General features: G+C 57.0%; 26 protein-coding genes. 9 read left to right on the top strand and 17 right to left on the bottom strand.

Translation table 11 applies throughout. The features are described 5' to 3' along the window. Positions 1-155: 155 nt before the first annotated feature. Both ACA064_RS25275 and ACA064_RS25270 read right to left on the bottom strand, forming a co-directional pair. Positions 156-479, bottom strand: a complete 324-nt coding sequence (locus tag ACA064_RS25275; RefSeq protein ID WP_497670564.1) for an antibiotic biosynthesis monooxygenase family protein — start codon at positions 477-479, stop codon at positions 156-158. Then, complete coding sequence (locus ACA064_RS25270) at positions 476-1195, bottom strand: CTP synthase C-terminal region-related (seleno)protein (RefSeq protein ID WP_497670563.1); 720 nt, start codon at positions 1193-1195, stop codon at positions 476-478. The genes ACA064_RS25275 and ACA064_RS25270 overlap by 4 nt, the downstream gene beginning before the upstream one ends. A 207-nt stretch (positions 1196-1402) precedes the next feature. Here ACA064_RS25270 and ACA064_RS25265 point away from each other — a divergent pair, with 207 nt between their 5' ends. Then, positions 1403-2347: a LysR family transcriptional regulator gene (locus ACA064_RS25265; protein WP_497670562.1), complete on the top strand. Its 945-nt coding sequence runs from the start codon at positions 1403-1405 to the stop codon at positions 2345-2347. Positions 2348-2371: 24 nt separating this feature from the next. Here ACA064_RS25265 and ACA064_RS25260 read toward each other — a convergent pair whose 3' ends face one another. After that, positions 2372-2911, bottom strand: a complete 540-nt coding sequence (locus tag ACA064_RS25260; protein ID WP_497670561.1) for a DUF1003 domain-containing protein — start codon at positions 2909-2911, stop codon at positions 2372-2374. Positions 2912-3182: 271 nt separating this feature from the next. Continuing rightward, the gene (locus tag ACA064_RS25255; RefSeq protein ID WP_497670560.1) at positions 3183-3791 is read right to left on the bottom strand and encodes a TetR/AcrR family transcriptional regulator; all 609 of its coding nucleotides are present in this window, start codon (positions 3789-3791) and stop codon (positions 3183-3185) included. 202 nt (positions 3792-3993) lie between these two features. On the opposite strand from ACA064_RS25255, the gene ACA064_RS25250 reads away from it, so the two are divergent. Together ACA064_RS25250 and ACA064_RS25245 are read left to right on the top strand one after the other, a co-directional pair. Continuing rightward, on the top strand, positions 3994-5052 hold the full coding sequence (locus ACA064_RS25250) for an MBL fold metallo-hydrolase (RefSeq protein WP_497670559.1): 1059 nt from the start codon (positions 3994-3996) through the stop codon (positions 5050-5052). Between the two features lie 99 nt (positions 5053-5151). Beyond that, positions 5152-5742, top strand: a complete 591-nt coding sequence (locus ACA064_RS25245) for an AAA family ATPase (protein WP_497670558.1) — start codon at positions 5152-5154, stop codon at positions 5740-5742. Between the two features lie 10 nt (positions 5743-5752). Here the strand turns inward: ACA064_RS25245 and ACA064_RS25240 are convergent, their stop codons facing one another. Genes ACA064_RS25240 through ACA064_RS25230 form a run of 3 tightly spaced genes read right to left on the bottom strand, consistent with a single transcriptional unit; the run spans position 5753 to position 6793 of the window. Then, positions 5753-6073, bottom strand: coding sequence for a helix-turn-helix domain-containing protein (locus ACA064_RS25240; RefSeq protein WP_497670557.1), 321 nt, complete (start codon positions 6071-6073; stop codon positions 5753-5755). Then, positions 6066-6428: a type II toxin-antitoxin system RelE/ParE family toxin gene (locus ACA064_RS25235; protein ID WP_497670556.1), complete on the bottom strand. Its 363-nt coding sequence runs from the start codon at positions 6426-6428 to the stop codon at positions 6066-6068. Before ACA064_RS25235 ends, ACA064_RS25240 begins: the two co-directional genes overlap by 8 nt. Positions 6429-6475: 47 nt before the next feature. Continuing rightward, positions 6476-6793, bottom strand: a complete 318-nt coding sequence (locus ACA064_RS25230; protein ID WP_497670555.1) for an XRE family transcriptional regulator — start codon at positions 6791-6793, stop codon at positions 6476-6478. Between the two features lie 544 nt (positions 6794-7337). On the opposite strand from ACA064_RS25230, the gene bglX (ACA064_RS25225) reads away from it, so the two are divergent. The 3 genes from bglX (ACA064_RS25225) to ACA064_RS25215 all read left to right on the top strand — a co-directional run bounded on the left by bglX (ACA064_RS25225) (position 7338) and on the right by ACA064_RS25215 (position 13043). After that, positions 7338-9629, top strand: coding sequence for a beta-glucosidase BglX (gene bglX, locus ACA064_RS25225; RefSeq protein ID WP_497670554.1), 2292 nt, complete (start codon positions 7338-7340; stop codon positions 9627-9629). A gap of 223 nt (positions 9630-9852) precedes the next feature. Beyond that, positions 9853-12120: a beta-glucosidase BglX gene (gene bglX / locus ACA064_RS25220; protein ID WP_497674324.1), complete on the top strand. Its 2268-nt coding sequence runs from the start codon at positions 9853-9855 to the stop codon at positions 12118-12120. Between the two features lie 227 nt (positions 12121-12347). Next, positions 12348-13043, top strand: coding sequence for a DUF6933 domain-containing protein (locus tag ACA064_RS25215; protein WP_497670553.1), 696 nt, complete (start codon positions 12348-12350; stop codon positions 13041-13043). Between the two features lie 12 nt (positions 13044-13055). Here ACA064_RS25215 and ACA064_RS25210 read toward each other — a convergent pair whose 3' ends face one another. The 3 genes from ACA064_RS25210 to ACA064_RS25200 all read right to left on the bottom strand — a co-directional run bounded on the left by ACA064_RS25210 (position 13056) and on the right by ACA064_RS25200 (position 16112). Continuing rightward, positions 13056-14009 (bottom strand): sensor domain-containing diguanylate cyclase, encoded by a 954-nt coding sequence (locus tag ACA064_RS25210; RefSeq protein ID WP_497670552.1) that lies wholly within the window; start codon positions 14007-14009, stop codon positions 13056-13058. Positions 14010-14012: 3 nt separating this feature from the next. Further along, positions 14013-15011 (bottom strand): response regulator, encoded by a 999-nt coding sequence (locus ACA064_RS25205; protein WP_497670551.1) that lies wholly within the window; start codon positions 15009-15011, stop codon positions 14013-14015. Between the two features lie 129 nt (positions 15012-15140). Beyond that, positions 15141-16112 carry a hypothetical protein gene (locus ACA064_RS25200; protein ID WP_497670550.1) on the bottom strand — a complete coding sequence of 324 codons (972 nt, stop codon included), beginning with the start codon at positions 16110-16112 and terminating at the stop codon, positions 15141-15143. A gap of 185 nt (positions 16113-16297) precedes the next feature. Between ACA064_RS25200 and ACA064_RS25195 the strand changes: the two genes are divergently transcribed. Continuing rightward, positions 16298-17395 carry an HNH endonuclease gene (locus tag ACA064_RS25195; RefSeq protein ID WP_497670549.1) on the top strand — a complete coding sequence of 366 codons (1098 nt, stop codon included), beginning with the start codon at positions 16298-16300 and terminating at the stop codon, positions 17393-17395. Positions 17396-17571: 176 nt separating this feature from the next. Here the strand turns inward: ACA064_RS25195 and ACA064_RS25190 are convergent, their stop codons facing one another. The 4 genes from ACA064_RS25190 to tnpA form a co-directional block, all read right to left on the bottom strand. Then, the gene (locus ACA064_RS25190; RefSeq protein WP_497670548.1) at positions 17572-18105 is read right to left on the bottom strand and encodes a BRO-N domain-containing protein; all 534 of its coding nucleotides are present in this window, start codon (positions 18103-18105) and stop codon (positions 17572-17574) included. Positions 18106-18440: 335 nt separating this feature from the next. Beyond that, entirely contained in the window at positions 18441-19988 is a 1548-nt protein-coding gene (gene tnpC, locus ACA064_RS25185) for an IS66 family transposase (protein WP_497670547.1), read from the bottom strand. A gap of 81 nt (positions 19989-20069) precedes the next feature. Beyond that, positions 20070-20405 carry an IS66 family insertion sequence element accessory protein TnpB gene (tnpB, locus tag ACA064_RS25180; RefSeq protein ID WP_497670546.1) on the bottom strand — a complete coding sequence of 112 codons (336 nt, stop codon included), beginning with the start codon at positions 20403-20405 and terminating at the stop codon, positions 20070-20072. After that, the gene (gene tnpA, locus ACA064_RS25175) at positions 20402-20734 is read right to left on the bottom strand and encodes an IS66-like element accessory protein TnpA (RefSeq protein ID WP_497670545.1); all 333 of its coding nucleotides are present in this window, start codon (positions 20732-20734) and stop codon (positions 20402-20404) included. The genes tnpB and tnpA overlap by 4 nt, the downstream gene beginning before the upstream one ends. A 231-nt stretch (positions 20735-20965) precedes the next feature. Here tnpA and ACA064_RS25170 point away from each other — a divergent pair, with 231 nt between their 5' ends. Then, positions 20966-21193 carry a type II toxin-antitoxin system Phd/YefM family antitoxin gene (locus ACA064_RS25170; protein WP_497670544.1) on the top strand — a complete coding sequence of 76 codons (228 nt, stop codon included), beginning with the start codon at positions 20966-20968 and terminating at the stop codon, positions 21191-21193. 179 nt (positions 21194-21372) lie between these two features. Here ACA064_RS25170 and ACA064_RS25165 read toward each other — a convergent pair whose 3' ends face one another. The 3 genes from ACA064_RS25165 to ACA064_RS25155 all read right to left on the bottom strand — a co-directional run bounded on the left by ACA064_RS25165 (position 21373) and on the right by ACA064_RS25155 (position 24080). Further along, the gene (locus tag ACA064_RS25165; protein WP_150644931.1) at positions 21373-22620 is read right to left on the bottom strand and encodes a ribonucleotide-diphosphate reductase subunit beta; all 1248 of its coding nucleotides are present in this window, start codon (positions 22618-22620) and stop codon (positions 21373-21375) included. Positions 22621-23200: 580 nt separating this feature from the next. Further along, positions 23201-23485 (bottom strand): hypothetical protein, encoded by a 285-nt coding sequence (locus ACA064_RS25160; RefSeq protein ID WP_497670543.1) that lies wholly within the window; start codon positions 23483-23485, stop codon positions 23201-23203. 331 nt (positions 23486-23816) lie between these two features. Then, positions 23817-24080: a DUF2790 domain-containing protein gene (locus ACA064_RS25155; RefSeq protein WP_497670542.1), complete on the bottom strand. Its 264-nt coding sequence runs from the start codon at positions 24078-24080 to the stop codon at positions 23817-23819. 63 nt (positions 24081-24143) lie between these two features. Between ACA064_RS25155 and ACA064_RS25150 the strand changes: the two genes are divergently transcribed. Then, the gene (locus tag ACA064_RS25150; protein WP_497670541.1) at positions 24144-24332 is read left to right on the top strand and encodes a hypothetical protein; all 189 of its coding nucleotides are present in this window, start codon (positions 24144-24146) and stop codon (positions 24330-24332) included. Positions 24333-24387 lie beyond the last annotated feature (55 nt).

Here is a 24387-nt window from a genome sequence, read left to right as displayed (position 1 = left end):
GCAAGCCCCTGTAGGAGCGCGCTTGCTCGCGATGGACGTTAACGATAACGCGTGTTTTCTGAATAAACGCGCCGCTCTTGAGTCCATCGCGAGCAAGCTCGCTCCTACAGGGGGAGTGCCCGCGAAAGCAATCTGAAGAACGCCGCAGCGCTCGACTACTTCTCGAATCGATAGGCCCGCTCAACCTTGCACACCCTGGTGTGACAGGCCGCATACCAGGTCGAGCGTCCGCGTTCCCGGACTTCGGTGTGTTCGGCGTGCTGTTTCCAGGCGAGAATCGCGGCTTCGCTGGCCCAATAGGACACCGTGATCCCGAGTCCGACTTCACCCCGGGCCGACTCAACGCCGAGAAACCCCGGCTGTTGGCGCGCCAGTTCGACCATGCGTTCGGCAGCTTGGCCATAGCCTTGGTCCACCTCGGTGCGCAGCGAGGTGAAAATCACCGCGTAGTAGGGCGCTGCCGGAGTCTTGGCAATCATGCCCGGTACCTCGCACAAGCCGAGAGAAAGGCCCTGACCAGCGGCGGGATGGTCCCGGCGAGCGCCGCGCGCTCGGGCTGGAACAGGGTGGCAACAAAAAACCGATGATCGCGCAGCTCGACAGCCCGGAGCTCACCTGCCGAATCGCGCCCGGTGGCCCACAGGCTTTGGTCCAGTAACTGCCCTTCGAACTCGGCATTGACCCCATAACGGCAGCGATAACCTTCGCGGGTATGCAGTGCGCCATAGGCATTGGCGATCAGCGAGCCTTCAACCAGCCCAATACTGTCGACGGCCTCCACCAACGAGCAATTCAGTGGTGTGAGCAAGGCGCGTTCTGCATCCGGTGAGGTCTCACCATGCTCGGCATCGGCCCAGCCGAGCACGTTGCGTGCGTACTCAAGGACTGCGTGCTGAAATCCGCCGCAGGTCCCGAGGAACGGTCGTTGCTGTTCACGGGCATACCGGATGGCCAGAAGTGCGCCGTCCATATCGCGGTAAGGGCTGGCGGGCACGCACCAGAAACCGTCGAAGCCGTTCAGCTGGCTGGCCGCGCGGATGGTATCGGTGGGCAGCCACTGAAACTGCACCTGCAGACCGGCGCTCTCGGCCGCCATGTTCAGCGCTAGCGGGATCGCCTGATGGGCGATGACTTCGCGGTTGTAATCACCGATCAGTGCGATGTGGAGGGCAGGTTGAGGTGAGTCTGTTGCCATTGGGATCTCCTTGAACTCGGTGGTGGATTGACCTGTGCAGGAAGGACTTTGGTCCTTTCGCAGGCAAGCCAGTCAGGGGCGCCGCCAAAAGATCGCAGCCTGCGGCAGCTCCTACAGGTTTTGCATACACCAGATAATTTGCGGGTGTGTAGGAGCTGCCGCAGGCTGCGATCTTGGCGATCTACCTGTCGCAGCCGAACGACCAGCTTGTTGATTCCTGAGCCCCACTATAGATTGGCGTCCACGCAATCAATATTGGCATTCACCCAAGTGTTCAATGCACCGGCGCACTATCAACTGGACTACCCCGACCTGTCGCTGATCCTCGCCCTTGTGCGCGGCGGTTCCCTGGCCCGCGCAGCAGCGCTGTTGAAGGTCGATGTCTCGACGGTGTTCCGTGGGGTTCGCCGACTGGAGGCGGCACTCGGTCAGGAGTTGTTCGAAAAGAGTCGCGCCGGCTATCTGCCGACCACCCTGGCGCAAGCCTTGGCCGAACAGGCCGAGCGTGCCGAGCAAGCACTGGAAGCAGCGCGCATTGGCGTGGAGCAGGGCGGCGAAGTTATCAGCGGCACGGTGCGCCTGACCTGCACCGACTCGGTGCTGCAAGGTCTGCTCTTGCCGGCGCTGGCGCAGTTCATGTCGGCATATCCGGCCCTGACCCTGGAGTTGAGTACCTCCAACGATTTCGCCAACCTGAGCCGCCGCGATGCCGATATCGCCTTGCGGCTCACGCGCTTACCGCCCGAGCATCTGGTCGGGCGCTGTCTGGGCGCGGTGTCGTATCGGGTTTGCGCCAGTGCGGCCTACCTGCAAACGGTTGACTCGAGCGACCTGGCCCGGCTCGCCTGGATCGCCCCGGACGACTTCCTGCCGGATCACCCCACCGTCGCCTGGCGTCGCCAGCAGTTGCCCGGGGTGCTACCGAGTTACCGCTGCAACAGCATGCTGTCGGTTACCGAACTAGTGCGTGCCGGGCTTGGCGTTGCAGCACTGCCGGACTTCCTGATCGGCGAAACCGGGCTGCAAGTCTTGAGCGAACCGCTGCTTGGTTATGACACCAGCCTGTGGTTGCTGACCCGTCCGGATTGCCGCGCCTTGCGCTCGGTGGTAACGCTGTTCGATGAGTTGGCGCGTAGCGTGCGATTGCCTTAGTTCTGTTGGTTCGACGCGATGGGTTCAAGCCTTGGGCTCATCCTTGCGCACAAAATGCTGATGCATTTCAGAGGTCAGGCTTTCGATGCGCTCGGTCAACGACTTGGTCATCTCGGTCAAGCGAGTGTTCTGCTCAAGCAATTCCATTAACTGCGCGGTGTTGTGTGCTGCTTGTTCCTGGCGCTTGGTATTGGCGTTGGCCAGGGCTTCCCGGTGGCGGGCATCGGCGTCGGACTTGGCTTTGTCGCGAGCCGCCTGGCGGGTCTGCGCCAGCAGAATCAGTGGTGCGGCATAGGCCGATTGCAGGCTGAACGCCAGGTTGAGCAGGATGAATGGGTAAAGATCGAAATGTGTGAAGCCAGACAGATTGAGACTGACCCAGATCACCACGATAAGGGTTTGTGCGCCGAGAAAGGTCGGCGTGCCGAAGAAGCGCGCAAAGGCTTCGGCCCTCAAGGCAAAACGGTCAGTGCCGAAGGTCGGAGCCAGATGAGCATGGGGGCGGTGAAAACGCAGGTGGTCAACTGATTCCGTAGACTCTAATTCGGGTTTGCTCGAATTCATGGTGCTCTCTGCAATGCCGTGGGACTGGGGCCTACTATAGCCCCGAGGCCTCTAAACTGAGGCAAGCCGTCAGGGGGTTGTGTCGGCTGAGGCTGAAAGAGCCCGCGCGCTGGTTATCCATTATCCAATTTATTCAGAAATATATTGTCGTGTTTTAGTGGGCGCGACCGTTTACCGCGAAATGTCAGGAATAGTGTCATTTATTCCAGACACCCTAGAGCTGCGTAGAAGCCCTGCAGGAAGAAATAACTGGTCTGACGGCGGCCTCGGCCTACAGCTGATAACAGGTCAGGAACATGTCCAGGGTCGACTCCACAACGCTGGTCTGCATCTCTGCCGACAATCCGGGCTGGCCCATGGAAATCTGCGGCCAGAAGGCGAAAGACTTGATCAGCCCTTGCACCTGATGCGCGGCAAAAACCGGGTCGACAGCTTTCAACCGGCCATCTGCCTGGGCTGCACGAATCCACACCGTAAGACCTTCTTCCCGTTCGCCCAGACGCGCGACCATGTTTTGGCCGCGCTCGGGAGAGTGAATAGTGGCGGCGATCGCCACTCGAGCCAGGTCGAGAAAATTATTGTCCGAGAGCGTTTGCAGTTTGGCCCGCAGCACCGCTTCGAGTTGCGGGCGTAGCGGCTGGTCATTGCGGTATGGCGTTTCCTGTTCCGCGCAGATGCTGTTCCACAATTTGTTCAGAATCTCGGCGAACAGCTCTTCCTTGCTGGGGAAGTGGTTGTACACCGTGCGCTTCGACACCCCGGCCGTCGCCGCAATCTTGTCCATGCTGGTGATATCGAAACCGTTGGCACGGAATTCGACAATGGCCGCCTGAATGATGGCGTCGCGTTTACGGTCGGTGAGACGCAGTGGAGCTGTCATAAATAGGCTTCGGCGGCGATAAAGGAAACTTACACTCTGCAGTTTACTTACTCTCGGGTTTGTTGCAATCTAGAAACTACACCGTGCAGTGTAATTGCTCGGTAAGAATAGAGTCCTCGACCCAAGCGTGCATGCATTGGCCAATTATCGTCCAGCAACGGAGCGCGACAAACTCGTCGTATTCCTTGGAGCCACATCAATCATGGCCACTCCCTCATCCCGCGCCGACCGCGCTGTCGGCCTTGAAGCGTCTTTGCAGGATCAAGGTCACTACCGCAACCACGCGCCGGTGCAGCGCGAAGGCTTGCGCAAAACCTTGCGGATATTCTGGAGCATGCTGTTTCATAAACCGCGTAATACCCGCCCGGCAGGGGATATCCCGGTTCAAACCCTGACCCGCGAAGCGCTCTTGGCCGCGCCGAATCACAGCGTGTTCCGTCTCGGCCACTCCACCGTGCTGCTCAAAATGCACGACAAGTTCTGGCTGACCGACCCGGTCTTTGCCGAGCGCGCATCGCCGGTGCAATGGGCCGGCCCGCGGCGCTTCCATCAGCCCCCCATCAGCCTCGAACAACTGCCACCGATCGAGGCGGTGATCCTGTCCCACGATCACTACGACCATCTCGACCATCAATCCATTCTCAAATTGGCCGACAAAACCCGCTACTTCCTCACGCCGCTGGGTGTGGGCGATACCCTGATCAAATGGGGTATCGAGCCCGGCAAAGTGCGCCAACTGGATTGGTGGCAGGGCACCGAGGTGGACGGCATTCGCTTCATCGCCACACCTTCGCAACACTTTTCCGGTCGCGGCCTGTTCGATGGCAACCGCACGTTATGGGCGTCCTGGGTCATGATCGATGGCGACACGCGGATCTTCTTCAGCGGCGACACCGGCTATTTCGATGGCTTCAAGCGCATCGGTGAACAGTACGGACCCTTTGACCTGACCCTGATGGAAACCGGTGCCTACAACGTCGACTGGCCGCATATCCACATGCAGCCCGAGCAAACCCTGCAGGCTCATATCGACCTCAAAGGCCGCTGGCTGCTACCGATCCACAACGGCACCTTCGATCTGTCGATGCACGCCTGGCACGAACCTTTCGATCGCATCCTGGCCCTGGCCTGGGAGCGCAACGTGTCCATCACCACGCCGCAAATGGGTGAAGCCTTCAACCTGAAACAGCCCCTGCGTGGACGGGCCTGGTGGCTGGAGGTCGAAAGCGGGACGGAGCAAGTCATCGTCAACAACCTGTAACCAGCTGCCCAGCCGCCTTTATGCGCCGAAATATTGCCATGACGGCGGCTACGGGTTATGTAAAGGCCGTGAATGAGACAGTCAGCAACGGACCCTGCCATGACCTACAGAATTCATCTCTTTGGAGCTTCCGGCTCCGGCACCACCACACTCGGCCAGGCACTGGCCGAGCGACTGGCTATTGCCCACTTCGATTCGGACAACTTCTACTGGCACTCCACCGAGAAGCCTTTCAGCAGCCGACGCACTCGCGACGAACGCATTCAGCTGCTGCAAGAACAGGTCGCAGGCCTGGAGAACTGGGTGCTTTCCGGTTCCCTCTGCGGCTGGGGCGATCCGATAACTTCCGAGTTCACCCACGCCATCTTCGTCCGCCTCGATCCACAGGTCCGCTTGCAACGCCTGCGCACCCGGGAATTCCAGCGCTACGGCGAACAGATCTTCGAAGGCGGAGCACGTCACGGCGAAACCCAAACCTTCCTCGCCTGGGCTGCCGGCTACGACGAGGGCGGCCACGGCACCCGCAGCCTGCGCCGACATGAAACCTGGATCAAAACCCTGCACTGCCCGGTGATACGGCTGGACTCAACGGATTGTTCGGTTGAGGAACTGATGAAGCAGGTATTGGAGAAGTTGGATGGGCATGTTCGCCAGATCGCTGGGAAGGAAGGTCATATCCACTCGGCCTGAGACTGGGGGCTTAAGTGAAAACAACCTCAATCCGCCCTTCACGCCTTGATCTTGGGGCCGATTTGACGATGATTTGCACATCACGTCCAAGCCGGGAAAGGCATTCCATCATCTTCGCTTCGCTGATGCCGCGAAACTTTCCGCGAAGCATTTCTGAGAGTTTCGGTTGCGACAGCCCGAGAATCTCCGAAGCTTGAACCTGAGTCAGATGTCGTGCCTTAATGATTTCACCGATCTTCGCGGCAAGTTGGGCCTTAACCCGCATCTCATTGGCGTTGGCATGCCCAAGGTCTTCGTAGACATTACCGGTGCTTTCTTCGATTTCAATCATGTTCTGATCCTGTGGCATGATCTTGGGCCGCCCGAAGTCTCTTCTTGATCAGGTCTATATCGCAGTGTGCGGTTTCGATGCCCTTGGTCGACTTCTTCTGGAAGCAATGAAGTACATAAATGGCCTTACCAAATCGAACGGTATAAACCGCTCGATAAGTATTTGTGTCGAAGTCTTCAACTACCTCAAGCAAGCCTGCGCCACCAAAGCCCTTCAATGGTTTGGCTTGCGGATGCTTTCCGCCGTCTTGTGCCAAGTGAAGGGCAAATCCAAAGACGTCCTGGACGTCTGCGGGCATTTGCTTGAGGTCTTTTTTGCTGCTGCTAACCCACAGGAGTGGCTTCCATGTACTCATGCAAAAATATACCTAAATGGGGATAATCGTCAACAAAGGGACGTTGCTCACTCAATCATCGCGTAATCAGCCCGCCCGACCGGATTCGGCGTTGCACCTCTGACGTTCATCCCTCTGCCCGGCGCAAAACCCCGGAAAAACACCAGGCCTTCAGCTTCAAGCCGAAACGACAGGGCCAAACGGGTGACGTCCAGCAAATCCCCGCGGGCTTCAAACAGCTGGATGGCTTCTACTGAAACCCCAGACTCCCGAGACAGACGCTCCAGGCTCCAGCCCAGTAAATCGCGGGCCTGGGCACAGTGTTCGGGGGTGAATTGAAACAGAGCGATACGTTCGAGGGTGACTTTCATCGCTAGAGAGTCCATGGTTTTCTCCGGGGCACGAGAGTGGCGATTCAATAAAACACTGTGTTTTTGTACAGTTGTTTTATGCCTGGATCAAACTCAATTTTTTGATCGATTCAGTTCTTTCTCGTTCGGATAAACCGTTTGGCGTTCTTGCCCAGTGCCAGTCAGTTAACAAAAATCTACGGATTGGCGATCAATTGTGGCGAGGGAGCTTGCTCCCGTTGGGGCGCGCAGCGGCCCTAAAACCTGCAAGCCGGTTCTGCCAGCCACACCGCATGCGCAGGCTTTTACGACCGCTTCGCGGCCGAGCGGGAGCAAGCTCCCTCGCCACAGGTTTGGATTCGGCCCCTATTCTGCTGCCAGACTGGCCTTGGGCTAGCCACCATGCTGGGCATGTCCCTGGCCCCTTCGATGGCCTGGTAAGGTTTTTTTGACCCTTGGGAAAGCGGTAGCTACCCCTGTTTTCCAGCCGTTTCACTGTTAGAACTACCAGTAGACATCGAGCCCCCATTGGCCGAGTCTAGGGTTCAGCACCTCATTGCTGGTCCGAGGATGGACAAAAATGAAAATGCTAACGGGGATCGGCTTGATCACTCTGCTGCTTTGCCAGCCGGGATGGGCTCAGACGGGTTCCGTTCCCGGGGATGACAAAGCCTTGTTCATCGCCGATCTGCTGCAGCGCATGACCATTGAGGAAAAAATCGGTCAGCTCAGACTCAATTGCATCGGCCAGCAAATGCCTCAAGAGACATTTCTAGAAGAGGCTACCCAAGGGCAAGTCGGTGGCCTGTTTTATGTGACTGGCCGTTCGGATCTGCGAGCGTTTCAGGACGCCGCCTTGCGCAGTCGTTTGAAAATCCCTTTGTTCTTTGCCTACGACGTCATTCACGGCCATCGCACGCTGTTTCCGATCGGCCTCGGCCTGGCTTCCACCTGGGACGTGGATGCCGTTGCCTTGAGCGCACGCATTGCGGCAAAGGAGGCGAGTGCCGATGGTCTGGACATGGTGTTCTCCCCCATGGTCGATATCACCCGCGACCCGCGTTGGGGGCGGATGTCCGAAGGTCTGGGCGAAGATACCTATATGGCCTCGCGTTATGCCCAGGTGATGGTCAACGCGCTGCAAGGATCGAAACTGGGTGCAGTGGACAGTGTCATGGCCAGCGCCAAGCATTTTGCCTTGTACGGTGCGGCAGAAGGCGGCCGCGACTACAACTCGGTCGATATGAGCCTGCCGAAGATGTATCAGGACTACCTGCCACCTTACCGCTCTGCGGTGAACGCTGGCGTGGGCGCCATGATGCTGACCTACGTCGCCATCAATGGCACGCCCGCCACCTCCAATACCTGGTTGATCCATGATCTGTTGCGCAAGCAGTGGGATTTCAAAGGCCTGACCATCAGCGATTTCGATGCGGTCAACGAACTGGTGACCCATGGCGTCGCGCGCGATGGCCGTGAGGCTGCCCTGCGGGCGATCAAGGCCGGGGTCAACATGAGCATGACCGACACCCTTTATCGCAAGGAGCTGCCGGGGCTGTTGACATCAGGCGATGTCTCGCAGGAAGAAATCGACGACGCTGTACGAGCAGTGCTGGGCGCCAAGTACGATCTGGGGCTGTTCGCGGATCCCTACCTGCGAATCGGCGCCGCCCATGATGATCCACCAGACAACAATGCCGAGGACCGCCTGCACCGCGCGCAGGCCCGTGAAGTCGCGCGCAAGAGTCTGGTGTTGTTGAAGAACCGGGCCAATGTACTGCCGCTCAAGAAGGACGGCGTGGTAGCCGTCGTCGGGGCCTTGGCGAAAAGCCGTCTCGATATCCTCGGTACCTGGAGTTCCATCGGCTCGCCGATGCAGGCGGTATCGGTCTATGACGGTATCGCCAATGCGCTGGGCGACCCAAGCCGACTGCTTTACGCCCGGGGCGCCGATATCACTGACGACCAATCGGTCCTCAGCTACCTGAACCAGCCCGGCGCCAACCCGTCCGACGTCGAAATCGATCCACGCCCGGCACAACAAATGATCGAAGAGGCGGTCAAGGTCGCAGAGCAGGCCGAGATCGTCGTCGCAGTGGTTGGAGAGTCCCGTGGCATGTCCTATGAAGGGGCGAGCCGAGCCAGCCTGGGGTTACCAGGCTATCAATCCGATCTGATCAAAGCCCTGAAGGCCACCGGCAAACCCTTGGTGCTGGTGCTGATGAACGGCCGTCCACTGTCCATTGGCAAGGAACAGGATGCCGCCGATGCGGTGCTGGAAACCTGGTACAGCGGCACCGAAGGCGGCAACGCAATCGCCGATGTGCTGTTCGGCGACTACAACCCTTCCGGCAAACTGCCGGTTTCATTCCCACGCTCCGTGGGCCAGATTCCGATGTACTACAACCACTTGAACACCAGCCGACCACACCTGCTGGAGAATCCTCGTGCAGTGACCTCGCGCTATTTCGACGAGGCCTACGGCCCGCTATATCCCTTTGGTTTCGGCCTGAGCTACACCCAATTCAGTCTGTCCGACGTGACCTTGACCAACAAACAGCTGGAGCGCAGCGATACCCTGGGTGCGAGCGTCGTGGTGAAAAATACCGGGCAGCGAGAGGGCGAGACAGTGGTGCAGCTATATGTGCGGGACGTCAGCGCCTCCATCAGTCGCCCCATCAAGGAATTGAAAGGCTTTCAAAAGGTCATGCTCAAGCCCGGGGAAGAGAAAGTCATCCAATTCACCCTCAACGAAAATGACCTGAAGTTTTACGATGCGCAGTTGAAGTACGCGGCGGAATCCGGTGAGTTCAGGGTGCTGATCGGGCTGGATTCGCAGAATGTGAAGGAACGGAGTTTTGAGCTGCTTTGAAAAGTTGATATTTGATTGGGGCGAACCACAGGGCACGGCGCGTGAATCCAGCAGAGCAATCGACGTGTTGCACATCGAAGCGATGCATTTCGCGGTCGGCGTAAATGAAAACATTATTGGCTGTATGACCGGCGACACGGCAGTGTTACTCGAGTTTGGCGTCGCGTTTTTAAAGGCAAGTAGTGGGTGTGTGCCATACCGGTTTTTTTCAAGGAAGGACAATATGAAAGGATTACGTCTGCTGTGTATCCTGGTCGGTTTTGTAAGTCTGCCGGTTCAGGCCTCCGATACGGCATCTTTAAATAAAGATGTCTTCGTTACTAACCTGATTAAACAGATGACCTTGGAAGAAAAGATCGGCCAGCTGCGGCTGATCTCTATTGGTGACAACATGACTCCCGAAAGGATCCGCCAAGAGATCGCGGCTGGACAAATCGGTGGTACGTTCGGTTCTGTGAACCGTTACCAAAACCGCCCCATGCAGGACGCAGCTCAACGTAGCCGACTGAAAATACCGATGTTTTTCGGCTTTGACGTGGTTCACGGTCATCGAACCATTTTTCCTATTGGTCTGGCATTGGCCTCCAGCTGGGATATGGACGCTATCGAGTTGAGCGGTCGAACGGCGGCGAAAGAAGCCAGTGCGGACGGTATAGATTTGACCTTTGCACCAACGATAGATATCGCCCGTGATCCTCGATGGGGGCGCACATCCGAAGGATTCGGTGAAGACACTTATCTGGTTTCCCGCATTGCCAAAGTGATGGTTCAGGCCTTCCAGGGCAAAAGCCCAAGTGCACCTGACAGCATCATGGCCAGTGCTAAACACTTTGCGATGTATGGTGCTGTCGAGGGTGGACGCGACTACAACAGCGTCGACATGGGCCTGGCCAGGATGTACCAGGACTACCTGCCACCTTATCGTTCGGCGATTGAGGGTGGTGCGGGAGCGGTGATGGTGGCGCTTAACTCGATAAATGGTGTGCCAGCAGCTTCCAATACATGGTTGATGCAAGACCTGCTGCGCAAAGCGTGGGGCTTCAAGGGGCTGGTCATCAGTGACCATAATGGGGTAACCGATCTGGTTCGGCATGGTGTTGCGAAGAATGATCGTGAAGCTGCCAGGCTCGCAATCAGGGCTGGCGTTGATATGAGCATGAACGACTCCTCCTACGGTCCGGAGCTACCCGGGCTGCTTGAGTCCGGCGCTATTTCCCAGAGTAATATTGATAACGCGGTGCGGGAAGTCCTGGGTGCCAAGTACGACATGGGGCTGTTCGAGGACCCTTACCGACGCATTGGCATTGCCAGTGAAGACCCCGCTGATAGCAACGCCGAAAACCGTCTGCACAGAGCACAGGCCCGTGAGGTGGCGCGCAAGACGCTGGTGCTGCTGAAGAATGAAAATGGGATCTTGCCGCTAAAAAAAGAGGGTGTGATCGCGCTCATAGGTCCGTTGGCAAAAAGTACCGTTGACATCCTGGGCAGTTGGTCTGCAAGCGGTGTGGCTTCGCAATCGGTGACGATCTACGACGGGCTGAAAAGCGCTATGAACAACGGCTCACTGATTTATGCCCGAGGCGCTAATCTCACGGAGGATCTGGAGGTTGTCAAATACCTGGGAGTGTCCGAAATCGAGAACGACGCTCGTCCGGCAGCAGAAATGATTGAGGAAGCGGTCAAGGCTGCACAACAAGCCGATGTTGTGATTGCAGTGGTGGGCGAGCCCCGCAGTATGTCCCATGAAGCGGCCAGTCGAACCAGCCTCGATCTGCCTGGGCGCCAGAGTGAATTGATCACCGCCCTGAAAGCCACCGGCAAGCCGCTGGTACTGGTATTGATGAATGGCCGGCCACTTTCCATCGGCAAGGAACAGCAACAGGCCGATGCGATTCTGGAAACCTGGTACAGCGGCTCTGAGGGAGGCAACGCCGTTGCCGATGTATTGTTCGGTGACTACAACCCGTCCGGCAAGTTACCCATCACCTTTCCACGCTCCGTGGGGCAGATCCCGAATTACTACAGCCACTTGAATACCGGTCGCCCCTACCTGCCCGGTGGGCCTCGCAACTATACGTCTCAATATTTCGATCAGTCCCATGGACCGCTTTATCCCTTCGGCTATGGGCTGAGTTATACCGATTTCAGCCTTTCTGAAGTCACCCTGTCGTCTCAAACACTCCAGAGCGACGGCAATGTCAATGCCAGCGTCATCGTGCGAAACATCGGCCAGCGCGACGGCGAAACGGTGGTTCAGCTGTATATCCGCGACGTCGTTGCATCGGTCAGCCGTCCGGTCAAAGAACTGAAGAACTTTCAAAAAATCATGCTCAAGGCAGGGGAGGAGAAAGCAGTCCACTTCAGCATTGATGAGAGCGACTTGAAGTTCTTCAATGCCGAGCTGCAATACGCCTCCGAGCCGGGCGAGTTTCAGGTGCAAATCGGTCTGGATTCTCAGAATGTGAAGGAGCAGAGTTTTGAGCTCCTGTAAGGCGGTAGCAGCTGCCGAGCCTGCGAGGCTGCGTTCGGGCTGCGCAGCAGCCGTAAATCTTGCGTACGCGGTTTGCCTGACAGATCGCTGCGCCTGGTTTTACGACTGCTTCGCAGCCGGACGCAGCCTCGCAGGCTCGGCAGCTGCTACAAGTGGGTTGAAGAAAACGTGCGCCAGGAGTGACGGGAGTGGTTTAGAGTACGGCCGTTTATCAAAGAGGAAAGGGGATGTTGGTCTTCAACTGCAGCGAGGCAGCCAGCGATTTTTTCAGTCGCGTTCACAAGGGTAAAAAAATCACGCCTGTCCAACGTCCGCCTTCGACCACTATCGACGACGATCAGCCGGGCGACTCGACGTCAGCGCCTTCGCAATGGCTGGTGCATGCCATTACCGTCCAGCGTAAGCACGTACTGCTGGCGATTCACCTGCAAACGCGATACTGCATGATCTTCGCCGACATGAAAAAAGCCGATGTAGACGGCTTTGTTCAGGCCTTCGCCCAGCGCTGGATGAACAACATGCTGAATCATGCGATGCACAGGGGCGTACTGGAGTGGGTCGAGTACCCCTCCATGCTTGAGCGTTTCACGGAACTCAATCGCGAGTTCAGTTTTTACCGGCGCAGCGACCGAAGTGCTCAGGGGCACCTCAATGAAATAGTCTGGATGTTCAAAGGGGATGTCGCCGATGCGGGGTGCCTGCCACTGGATGAAGCGGCCGCATCCCGTTACGACACCAGAACCAACCACTTTCTTCGGAGCAGAAGACTTAAAGACTATTTCTACCCTGATGAGGAAATGCTCATCCACTGGCTACAGAAGTTCTGCGGCGAAAGCGAGGTCAGAGCCCGTGAGGCCGGAGAGCTTAGCAAACAGTTAAATAGAGAACGTTCTGATCAGGAATGGGCGCTTTCGCAGAGCTGAGGTGCACTTTATCTACTCATACACCGTCACCCGATTGCGCCCGGCCTTCTTCGACGCATACAGCGCCTGGTCCGCCCAGGCGATCAGGTCGGCGTAGTTGCTCGAGGGCTGGCTCAGGTCGGCCACCCCCAGGCTGATGGTGAAACGGATGCTCTGGCCGTTGTGCAGCACTTCCAGCCCTTCGACTGCCTTACGCAGACGCTCGGCGAAAACCCGTGCACCGTTCTTGTCGGTATCTGAAAGCACCACGCCGAACTCTTCACCGCCATAACGCCCAGCCACATCGGTTTCGCGCTCATGCTCGCGGATCAGTCTGGCGACTTGCTCGATGACCTTGTCGCCCGCCTGGTGACCATAGGTGTCATTGACACGCTTGAAGTGGTCGATATCTAGCATCACCAGGCTGGTGGCATTGCCATAACGCTGGTGCCGAGCATAGGCGACTTTCAGGCTTTCTTCCCAATGACCGCGGTTGTACAGGCCCGTCAGCCGATCGGTTCTGGAGAGTTGCTGCAATTGCGCATTGGCGGCCTGGAGCTGATGCCGGTTGGTGGCAACGTCGGTGACGTCATAGATCACCAGGCAGATATGGTTAATTTTGCTGTCGGTGGAGCGCAGCGGTAACAGCGTGGTGTTCTGGTACATGAACTCTTCCTGGCCGGTGATCGGCTGGTAGTTCTTGAACCGCACCAGATACGGGCGCTGCTCCCAGACAGTGAACGCTGGCGTGCCCAGGGTGGCGACGCTTTCCACTTTGCGGCTGAACCATTGGCGGTCGATTTCGGGAAATAGACTGAAGAAATTCTGATTGTGGGCGTCCTTGGGCTGCACCCCGGAGCGGTTCTCCATGAAGGTGTTCCAGACCTGCACGCGGTAGTCGCGGTCGAGCACCACCACACCGACGTCGATGCTCTGGGCGATCGCCAGCAACCAGTGAAACTCGTTCAGATCGATAGGGTCGTTCATGGCTCAGTTCATCAAGTAGGCGAGTTTGTGGGTCAGCCGCTCGATGGAGTCTTCCGTGAACAGCAACAATAGGTCGAAACGAATATCATGCCCTTCCAGGCTGTAGCTGATTTCCACCGCCAGAGTCTTTTTCCAGCGCTTGTGGTTGACCCGGATCAGCTCATCGATGGCCGCGTGCTGGCCGAGGATCTGCGGGTGGCCTTGAGAAAACACCACATCGATCTGTTCGGCAATGCTGCTCAGGCAAGCACCGATCAGAACGCTGGAGAGGTCCAGCAGCATTTCCAGGTCCGAATAATCGGTGCTCTGACGCTGCATCAATTGCGCTATATCGGCGATTTCCGAGTCGTGAAACATCAGCAGGGCTTCGCCGGCGATGCCACTGCCGATAAAACCCTGGCAGATGGCCGTGAGTTGCTTGCTGCTGCTGGCATCGGTCAGCGCCATGTGCAACTCGCCGACTTCGAGGATGTTCACGTTCGGCACTGGCAACTGCACAAAGACGCCCAACACCTGGGCTATCAGGGCGGCCGCCCGGCCGATGGCAACGTTGACCGTTTCGCGGAACGCATCGTGAAAACTGATGACCGTATTCGCTGCCGGACGACTCCCCGGCGACGGCTGGCCGGGTTCCGTCAGAAGCCCCAGCTGACTGAGTGTCTGGCGCAGCTGATTTTCGTCGAAAGGCTTTTTCAGGAACGCCAGCGCGCCCAGCTCACGCACGCGGCGCACCGCTTCTTCCTGAATGTCACCGGAGATCACGATGACTTGCGCCTTCAATCCTTCGGCGCGCAAGGCGCTCAATACCTGATAACCATCCATCTCCGGCATGGTCAGGTCGAGCAGCACCACCTGCCCCAAACCCCGGCGTATGGCATCCATTGCCTCGCGACCATTACCGGCCTCGGTGACTGAAACCGGCCAATCCGCCGGCAGCGCCCGTAACACCTGCTTACGGGCCATGTTGGAGTCGTCACAGACCAGTAGGGGAATCACTGACACAAGATAGGGCACTCATCGGCGTTGGACATCAGGGAAAGCACTGCGGCCCATCATGCCCCATAAGCTTGCAAAGACCACCTTATAAACAGGGTTTCATTTAAAACGACGTCCAGCATGGTGAGCCAATGACTATTTACTCGCCAACCCTGGCGCCTCACGGATGATGAAGTGATCCAGGTTCTCAATATCGGCACTGAACACCCCGAACGTCTGCTCGGGGTTTTTCTTGCTCGGCACCTGCTTCAACTCCGGCGTCACGCCGTAAAAGAAGCAATACAATTCCTGCTCGCTGTCGATGGCATGCTTGATCTCCTCCAGAAACGCTTTGCGCTTGCGGTAGGTGTCGATCAGCTTCTTGCTTAAGTAAACGTTGACCGGGTAGGGCTTCTTCTCAAACCAGACCTTCTTCTCGAAGTCGATGCGAAAGCTCAGGGTGTAGTCCTTGATCTCCTTGATCTTGCCCCAGTAAATCAGCCCCTTGTTGTCTTGTAGGTACTCGATCTTCTTGAAGAACGACCCGTAGGGCGCGGTGTGCTCGCCGATCTTCAGCGGCATGCGCTTGAGCAGATCCTTGTCCTCGAAGTTCGACACAAAGCACTCCACCGGATGGGCGAAGACGCTGGTCTTGTCCGGGGCCGTTTCTCGGCTCGGGGGCTCGACATCACTGGCCGTCGAAGAGGGTTTCGGATCATCCCCCACCACATCCGCCGCCACCGCAGGGTTCGACGGCTTACGCACATACTCACGCCGAGTCAGCAACAACTCCGACGGGAAATGCTCCTCGCGACTGTCTTCCGTTTCCGCACCATCGGCGTCCACACCTGACGCCGACGCCTTGAGACTGGCATAAGGACAATCCGCCACATGCCGGGTGCTGGGCGTGTTCTTGAAATGCGGGGTGCGAACGTAATTCACGTTCTTGGCGTTGAACGTCGTCAATACATTCGCCGCATCGAAAGCCGCCCTGCATGCGTCATTGGGACATTGGAAGTGTTCTTTTGCGGAATCGAACTCCATGGTTTCGTCGAAATTCAAATCGCGTACGTCATAGATCGACAGCTTGTCGTCGAGGCTGAGGCAATAGGCGAGGTCGAATTTCATGGTGGGCTCAGGTCTGTGGGAGGTGGGGAGGATATTAATAGCGGGTAGAGAGTTATGGCGCACGTGCTATTGAGCAATAGCGCTTAGAAATAGTGGCTTTTCGCCCTATTCCATAATGAAACCCTTTGGTACTTTGGCGGGTGTAGGAATTTTCCTACGGCAATTGTCGATAAAGGGCAGCGCTCGTGGCGATCAAAGCGGTTTCGAAGGAACGAATAGACAAAGCGATGCTGGAGTTTGATCGTAAGTATCGGAGTAGACGTGAGTGGCAGGGTTGGGAAAATAACCTAGCTCACCGTTATGCCGTTCACGCGGGCGGTGAACTGTATCCGGCGAAGAAAATCGTCTCTTTGGCGACCGGCATTGCCGTAGGCGAATTCTCCGGTGGGCGCCCGACCAACAGTTACCTAGAAAAGCGAGGCTTCACTATTGTGGAGTTACCGCGTGGGGAAGGCGAGCCGGTGTTGCAGTTCACGCCGGAGGCTGTTTACGACCGAAAAACTGAGATCAATGGACCGTTCGGTGGGAGCTTACAAAGCGGCATTGCAGCGTCCGCTACCTATCCTGCGATATTTTTGTTTACGGGCGATAGTGGTGAGCAATACGGGTATGCCGACGATTGGGAAAATGGCGCCTACCTTTATACCGGTGAAGGACAACGCGGGCCGATGACTTTGATCCGAGGCAACCGAGCCATCGCTGAGCATGCTGAGGATGGCCGAGCGCTGCACTTGTTTAAGTCGCTCGGCAAAGGTAAAGGCAACGCTTACTTGGGCGAGTTTTCTTGCGCCGACATGTTTGAGCGGACCCAGCCGGATGTGAGCGGCCAGGATCGGACGGCGATTGTTTTTCGGTTAGTCCCTGTGGGTATTCCTGGTGAAATAATTGAATCTGAAGAGCAGGATGAAGATGAGGCTGACCTTTCCGGGTCTCTGGCTGCTGCGAGGTTGGCTGCGCTGGCTGCATGTAAGCCTAGCAGCGATGAATTAGGGCAATCCGCTCCGCGTAAGATCTATCTGCGCAGCCGTAAGGTTGCGCACTATGTGCTGATGCGCGCCGAGGGTGCATGCGAGAGCTGTGAGAGGCCGGCTCCTTTTATGAAAAAGGATGGCACACCCTACTTAGAGCCGCATCACGTAAACCGGCTCTCAGATGGTGGGTTAGATCACCCACGCTATGTGGGGGCTGTATGCCCAAGTTGCCATCGTGAAATTCATTCTGGAGTGCACGGGGCGTTGGTGAATGAGAGGCTGAAGCAGCGGTTGGAAGTAATTGAAAGCTGATTGAGCGATACGCCAAGGCAATTGGCCCTAATCTCAAGAGCGCTCCAGTCGCTTTCTTTCTTCTTTACGCTTATAACATCGCCGAGGGTTGAAAACCCTCGGACGATACTGAGTGGCCTGTCTACAAAAATTCCTACAGAGAACTGCGACGCTTCTTTCTGTCGATCCTAAAAGGTCTAACCGACCGAATGCTTCGAAGAGTGAAACGCCTCGAAGACCTTACGCCACCAAGGCTTAACCGCTGGAACGCGCCTTCGCGTTCGATTCAGCAATAGATAAGGCATATCCCGCAGCCGAATCCAACCTTCATCCTGCCAATGCAGCAGACTCAACGACATCTCCGGCCAATCCAACAAACTCAACATCGGCCGATCCGCGGTTCGCGATTGCCGCGCATCACGCAACGTCGGCACCACCTGATGAGTCAACCATTCCCGCAGCAATCGATGCCCCGGCGCATAGTGATACACCAGCAACGCATACACACCAGACTCGCTGAGCATGAGCATCGTTTCCGGCTGACCGTGGTAGCTAATCGTCAACGTTTGCCGTTGATCCTCGTCGAGCTTGCTGACCATGCGTTCGTTTAGATACACGCCCATCAGCCGACCTAGATCGCGAGCACAGAACCATGGCTGGTTTTCTAGGAGGAGGGCGTGAAGATGGAGGTTGTGGCGGGTGAAGACAGTGGGGGTGAAGGGCTCAGACATGGCGGGCCTCCTGGTAAGGAGGAACATTAAACGAGCGCTGGGTATACATATCCCGTGACCTCTACGTATGCGTGTGGAAAAGAGCCAAGCCCAGACGTAGAGAGAGGACTTAAGAAATCCCAACTGGCAAAAACACCCGACAGATATGAATTATGTTCAGCCGCGTAGCGGTTATCACATTCGTATCTGTGAATTGAGGCTCTTGCTTTCTACGTTGGGCGTTTCTTAGGCACCTACAGTCAAGGTAGGCAGTTGATAAAGCTTGGTCAATCCGACTTTGCTCTTTTAAATGCGTAGGAATATTCGTAAGCGAACGGCGAACCCACCTTGCGTGATTACGCCGGCTGCCACTTATGCGGCAGCAACTCGTCAATCTGACTTATCTTCTGCGTCGGCAGCCGCGCCAGTACGTCTTTCAAATAGGCATACGGATCATGCCCGTTGAGCCGTGCCGACTGGATCAGGCTCATCAGCGCCGCCGCACGTTTACCGCTGCGCAAGGAACCTGCGAACAGCCAGTTCGAGCGCCCGATTGCCCACGGTCGGATCTGGTTCTCCACCCAATTATTGTCTATGGGTACCGCGCCATCGTAGAGGTAACGTGACAACGCCGTCCAGCGTTTAAGGCTGTAATCCAGGGCCTTGGCGATGGCCGAGCCTTCGGGCACGAGCTGGCGCTGGCCGATCATCCAGGCATGCAGTGCATCGATGACCGGTGCGGTTTTTTCCTGGCGTATTCGGCGCCGTAAATCCGGCTCCAGGTCACGTACTTCGCGTTCGACTTCGTAGAGGATCGCGATGTAATGCAGGGCCTTTTCGGCGATCTGGCTCTTGTGGGTCACATGCAAATCGAAGAACTTGCGCCGAGCGTGAGCCATGCAGGCGATTTCGGTCACGCCCAGGTCAAAGCTGGCGCCGTAACCGGAGAAGCCGTCGCACACCAACTGACCCTTCCAACCGTGCAGGAAAGCGCGGGCATGTTCACCCGCGCGGCTGGGCGCGAAGTCGTAAACGACAGCGCTCAGCTCGGCAAACGGTGTCGTGGCATAGGCCCAGACATACGCTCGATGGGTTTTCCTGGCGCCCGGTGAGAGCATCGGCACCGGCGTTTCGTCGGCATGGATTACGTTGTGTTGGAGCACGACGTCACGCAAGGCATCGACCAGCGGTTGCAACTGTACGCCGCAGGCGCCGACCCATTGCGCCAGCGTCGAGCGCGGTATGGCCAGGCCGGCACGGCCGAAGATTTTTTCCTGGCGATACAGCGGCAAATGATCGGCGTACTTGGCGATCATCACCTGGGCCAGCAGCCCGGCGGTTGGGATGCCTTTGTCGATCATCTGCGCCGGTACCGGTGCCTGAATCAGGGTTTCGCACTGATCGCAGACCCATTTGCCACGGATATGACGTTCGACGGTGAACACGCCGGGCGTGTAGTCGAGTTTTTCGCTGACATCTTCGCCGATGCGCTTGAGGGCGCAGCCACAGGTGCACTGGGTGTTGTCCGGTTCGTGATGGATCAGGGTGCGGGGAAACTGCGCGGGCAATGGCGCGCGCTTGGGATTTTGGCGTGTCTCGGACGAAGCGGGGGCGGGTTGCAGAGCCGCAAGTTCAGCTTCGATGGCGGCAATGTCGGTGTCGAGCAGATCATCGAGGAGGCTGGCTTGCGCCGGGTTCAACTGTTCACTGCGCTTGGCAAAGCGATGGCGCTTGAGCAGCGCGATTTCGTGGGCGAGTTGTTCGTTGACCGTCTTGAAGTGATGGACTTGTTTGTCGAGCTTTTCGACGTGTTGATCCAGGTTCTCGACACGCTGCATCAACTGCGCCGCCAGGGTGCGCAGTTGTTCAGCATTCAATCGGTCGAGAGCAGGGGCAGAAGTCATGCCGCCGATTTTGCCAGAGCGGACCATAATCGACGACAGACTGATCGGACAATGACTCAGGCAATCCTGCTAAACCGCAGATCACAGCACAGTGATCGCTCCACTGGGGCCAACCCTCTGCCACGGCAAACCCAGCACCAGCGCCTGAAGTTGTTCGCTGTTCAATTCGGCTTGCGCGCCGTGTCGAGGGTTCGGCCAGACGAAGCGACCCTGGTTGAGCCGCCGGGCCGCCAACCAAACGCCCACGCCGTCATGCACCAGCACTTTCATGCGATTGGCGCGGCGGTTGGCAAACAGATAAGCACAGTGCGGCTGCGCCGCACCGAACACCGCCACGACCCGCGCCAAAGCCGATTCCGTACCGGCGCGCATGTCCATGGGCTCGGTGGCGAGCCAGATCGAATCGATGCGGATCATCGCAACAGGTCTCGAAGAAAGGTGGCACAGGCGGCTGCGCTTTCAGTCGGCCAGTTCACTACGACAGTCCCGCGAGGGTGTGGAATTTCGACGCAAATAGTGGCTGGTGCGGTTTCTGATCTTGCCGCAGGCGACTGCAATTTCAGCGGGATGAAAGCGGGTTGCAGCGCCACGTTTTTCTGAGATTGCACTCGAATCCACTTATGGACGAGGTTCGCATTGAGGCTGTGGTTCAGCGCGATATTGGCAATCGAGGCGCCGGGCTGGGAGCACTCTTGAATGATTTGGGCTTTGAAGGATTTGGAATAGGAACGGCGCGTTGGCTGCATGGAGGATCCGCTTAAAAAGGCTAGAAATGGTGTCCACTTAAATTTAGGTGGACACCATGTCTGGGCTTGGCGGAGCCGGCTAGATGACTTTGCCGGACGCATACGAATATTCGTTGTTTTTTATCCTTGAGTTCCAGTTGGGTATCCATCTTTGCTTGGGTAATTTCAACATCTTGCCTAGCGTGAGCTTACGGACTAGGTTGGTTTGGCCAGCCATGGGAGAAGCGCGCGATGAGCGAACGGGTACAGTTCACGATGAATCAAGAAAAATCCCAACTTTCACTGCTTGCCAAGCGCGCTTGGGCCGGTGATAGGGTTGTGATTACGAAGGACGGTAAGCCTTATTTGGATGTGCTGCCGCATGTTGATGTTGTACGCCAGCGCAAGCCCGGGCGGCTTAAAGGGCAGATTCACATGTCAGCGGATTTTGATCGGGTTCTTCGGGATTTCATTGAATAGCATTTTTGCGATTCTGGATATTGCCGAGGAGCAAGATCAAAAGATCGCAGCCTGCGGCAGCTCCTACGCGGGGGGAGGTTTGTTCTTCCAATAAAAAGCCCTGAACAAGTCAGGGCTTTTTGGTTTTTGCGATTTGCCGATTCAGGACATGATCGGCAGATCGTGGTCAGCGCAAGGAATCAATCCCAGCTCAGCGCGCCGCCTGTTTGGTACTCAATAACCCGAGTCTCAAAGAAGTTCTTCTCTTTCTTCAAGTCCATGATTTCACTCATCCACGGGAACGGGTTAGTGGTCCCTGGGTATTCTTCTTTCAAACCGATCTGGCTCAAACGACGGTTGGCGATGAATTTGAGGTAGTCCTCCATCATCGCGGCGTTCATGCCCAGTACGCCGCGCGGCATGGTGTCGCGGGCGTATTCGATTTCGAGTTGAGTGCCTTGCAGGATCATCTGCGAAGCTTCTTCCTTCATTTCAGCATCCCACAAATGTGGGTTTTCGATTTTGATCTGGTTGATCACGTCGATGCCGAAGTTCAGGTGCATGGATTCGTCGCGCAGGATGTACTGGAACTGCTCGGCGACGCCGGTCATTTTGTTGCGGCGGCCCATGGAGAGGATCTGGGTGAAGCCGCAGTAGAAGAAGATGCCTTCCAGAACGCAGTAGTAGGCGATCAGGTTGCGCAGCAGTTCTTTGTCGGTGTCGACGGTGCCGGTTTCGAACTTCGGATCGGAGATCGAACGGGTGTATTTCAGGCCCCAGGTGGCTTTTTTCGCGACCGATGGGATCTCGTGGTACATGTTGAAGATTTCGCCTTCATCCATGGCCAGCGATTCGATGCAGTACTGGTAGGCGTGGGTGTGGATCGCCTCTTCGAAGGCCTGGCGCAGGATGTACTGGCGGCATTCCGGGTTGGTGATCAGGCGGTACACGGCCAGGACCAGGTTGTTGGCAACGAGGGAGTCGGCGGTGGAGAAGAAGCCGAGGTTGCGCATGACGATGCGGCGTTCGTCGTCGGTCAGGCCTTCCGGGTCTTTCCAGAGGGCGATGTCGGCGGTCATGTTGACTTCTTGCGGCATCCAGTGGTTTGCGCAGCCGTCGAGGTACTTCTGCCAGGCCCAGTCGTATTTGAACGGGACGAGTTGGTTGAGGTCGGCGCGGCAGTTGATCATGCGCTTTTCGTCGACGGCAACACGGGCGGAAGCGCCTTCGAGTTCGGCCAGACCTTCGGCGATGTCGAGGTTATCCAGGGCTGCCTTGGCGCGGATGATCGCGGCGGAGTCATTGGCGGTCACGGCGCGGGCTTCGAGCGCGGCGGCACCGCCGGCGCTGTCGAGGCGGTCCATGTTGGCTTCAGAAGCGTGGCCGGCGTTGGCGCCTTTGGCGGCAACTTCGCCGTCTTCTTTGTCGAATTCGTCCCAGCTCAGCATGACGTGTCGTCTCCTGCGTGAGGGCCAGAAGCCCGTGTGATTAACACTTATGGTGGGTTTGTCACACGGCTAGTGGCCGCTTTGGATCTAAAGGATTGTTGAGTGCAGTGGCGGTGAACGCACGCAAAAAACATAAATTTGGTTGGGGTTGGCCCCGGAGTCGCTGATGGGAGGCGGGCGCTGGGCCTTTCCCTATGGCCTTTGAAGGCTGAATCAGCGTGGGTCTATAGCCCGACTAGGGGTTATTTCAAGCCCTTTTGACTGCGCCAGTATAAGGGTTTTCATCAGGGTATTTCAGCCAGTTTTTAAGTTCCGGTGCGGCGGATTGGCTCAGTAGGAGGGGTGGCCTGGGCTTTGTTGAGGCGGGGCAAGGGTTTGCGGGGGATTGGGGTTGGAGAGAAATTTTTGTCGGCTTGGGTGTTGCGAAAGGGCGGGAAATTTGGGTGGCTTTTAGGGGGACCGCTGCGCGGTCATCGCGAGCAAGCCCGCTCCCACAGGATGTGCATGGATTGTTGGGTTTTTGTTCCTCCAGAAACAACTAAGCCCGGCCGGGGCCGGGCTGTGACGTCGCGGTCAGCTATTAGCTGAGGCGGTTGGTGCCGGTGCGGTCAAAACCATCAGCAGCGAGGGTGGCAGAACCGGTGTGGTCAAAGCCATCAGCAGCGAGGGTGGCGGAACTGGTGCGGTCGAAGCCGTCGGCAGCAAGGGTGGCGGAACCGGTGCGGTCGAAACCATCAGCAGCAACAGTGGCAGAACCGGTGCGATCGTAGCCATCGGAGGCGATGGTGCGGTCATAACCGTCGGCGGCGAAGGTGTTGGCGGCCAGTACGGAGAGGGTCAGGGCGATGATCAGTTTGGTTTTCATGGTGGTGGCTCCGGGTTGTTCGTTTTGTTCAGTGGGTGTGAAGCTCATACTACTCGGACTAATTCGATTAAAAAGCGCATAAAAATGCTAAAAACAATCGTATAAATAGATATATGGTGCCAGGCTTTTCTTGCTGCCTGCAGCCAGGAAGCTGAGCAGCGCGATAAAAGCAATCGGTAGAGAATCAGCTGAGTGCGAGTGCCGTGGTCGCACTTCATTAGGCGATGCTGTGCAACAGTCCCGTGGGCGGGGGTGCACCTGGCATCTTTGCCGCGAGAGTGATTTCTTGTGGTCGGCGGTTATAAAGAGTGTCTGGGTCTAATCCGGGCGTTTAGCCGTTAGAGCATCCATTACCCATGACGCTGTATTGCAGAATATGCCGTTGGCCTTTGGAGTCTTCATATTCCATGCGGGCCGGTACAACTTCGCAGACATTCGGAACTTCGCTCATCGATACCACTTTGGCGATGTCCAGGTGAGTCGAGTAGCTGTACTCCATCACCGGTGTTTGCTGGCTGGCGACGTCTGTCGGTGCCTCATCTGCCATTGCGGTGGCGCAAAGACTGCTGAGGGCCAGCACTGCTAAAGCTTTCATTTCAGTTTTACCTTTCTTGGGTCGTGAGGGGGCACGCAACCTTTTTCAGGTTGCGTGTGGAACTTGAAAAAAGAACCTGCCTTCGTGGGGGCTGCCAACTGGGTTAATCACGTTGCCGTTGTTGGCGAGGTTGATTTTAGGCGGCGCAATGGCATTCATATAGCCGTGCTTTTGATAAAGACTATTGACGGATTCTGTAACAATCGACCGAAAAGCGCCCTGCAGGAGCTGCCGAAGGCTGCGATCTTTTGATCTTTGGCGTTTTTTTGGGCGCCAAAGATCGCAGCCTGCGGCAGCTCCTACGGGG

Source organism: Pseudomonas sp. LBUM1658 (assembly GCF_059716055.1).
Note: the sequence above shows the minus strand (reverse complement) of the source record. Positions and strands in the feature narration are given on the sequence as shown.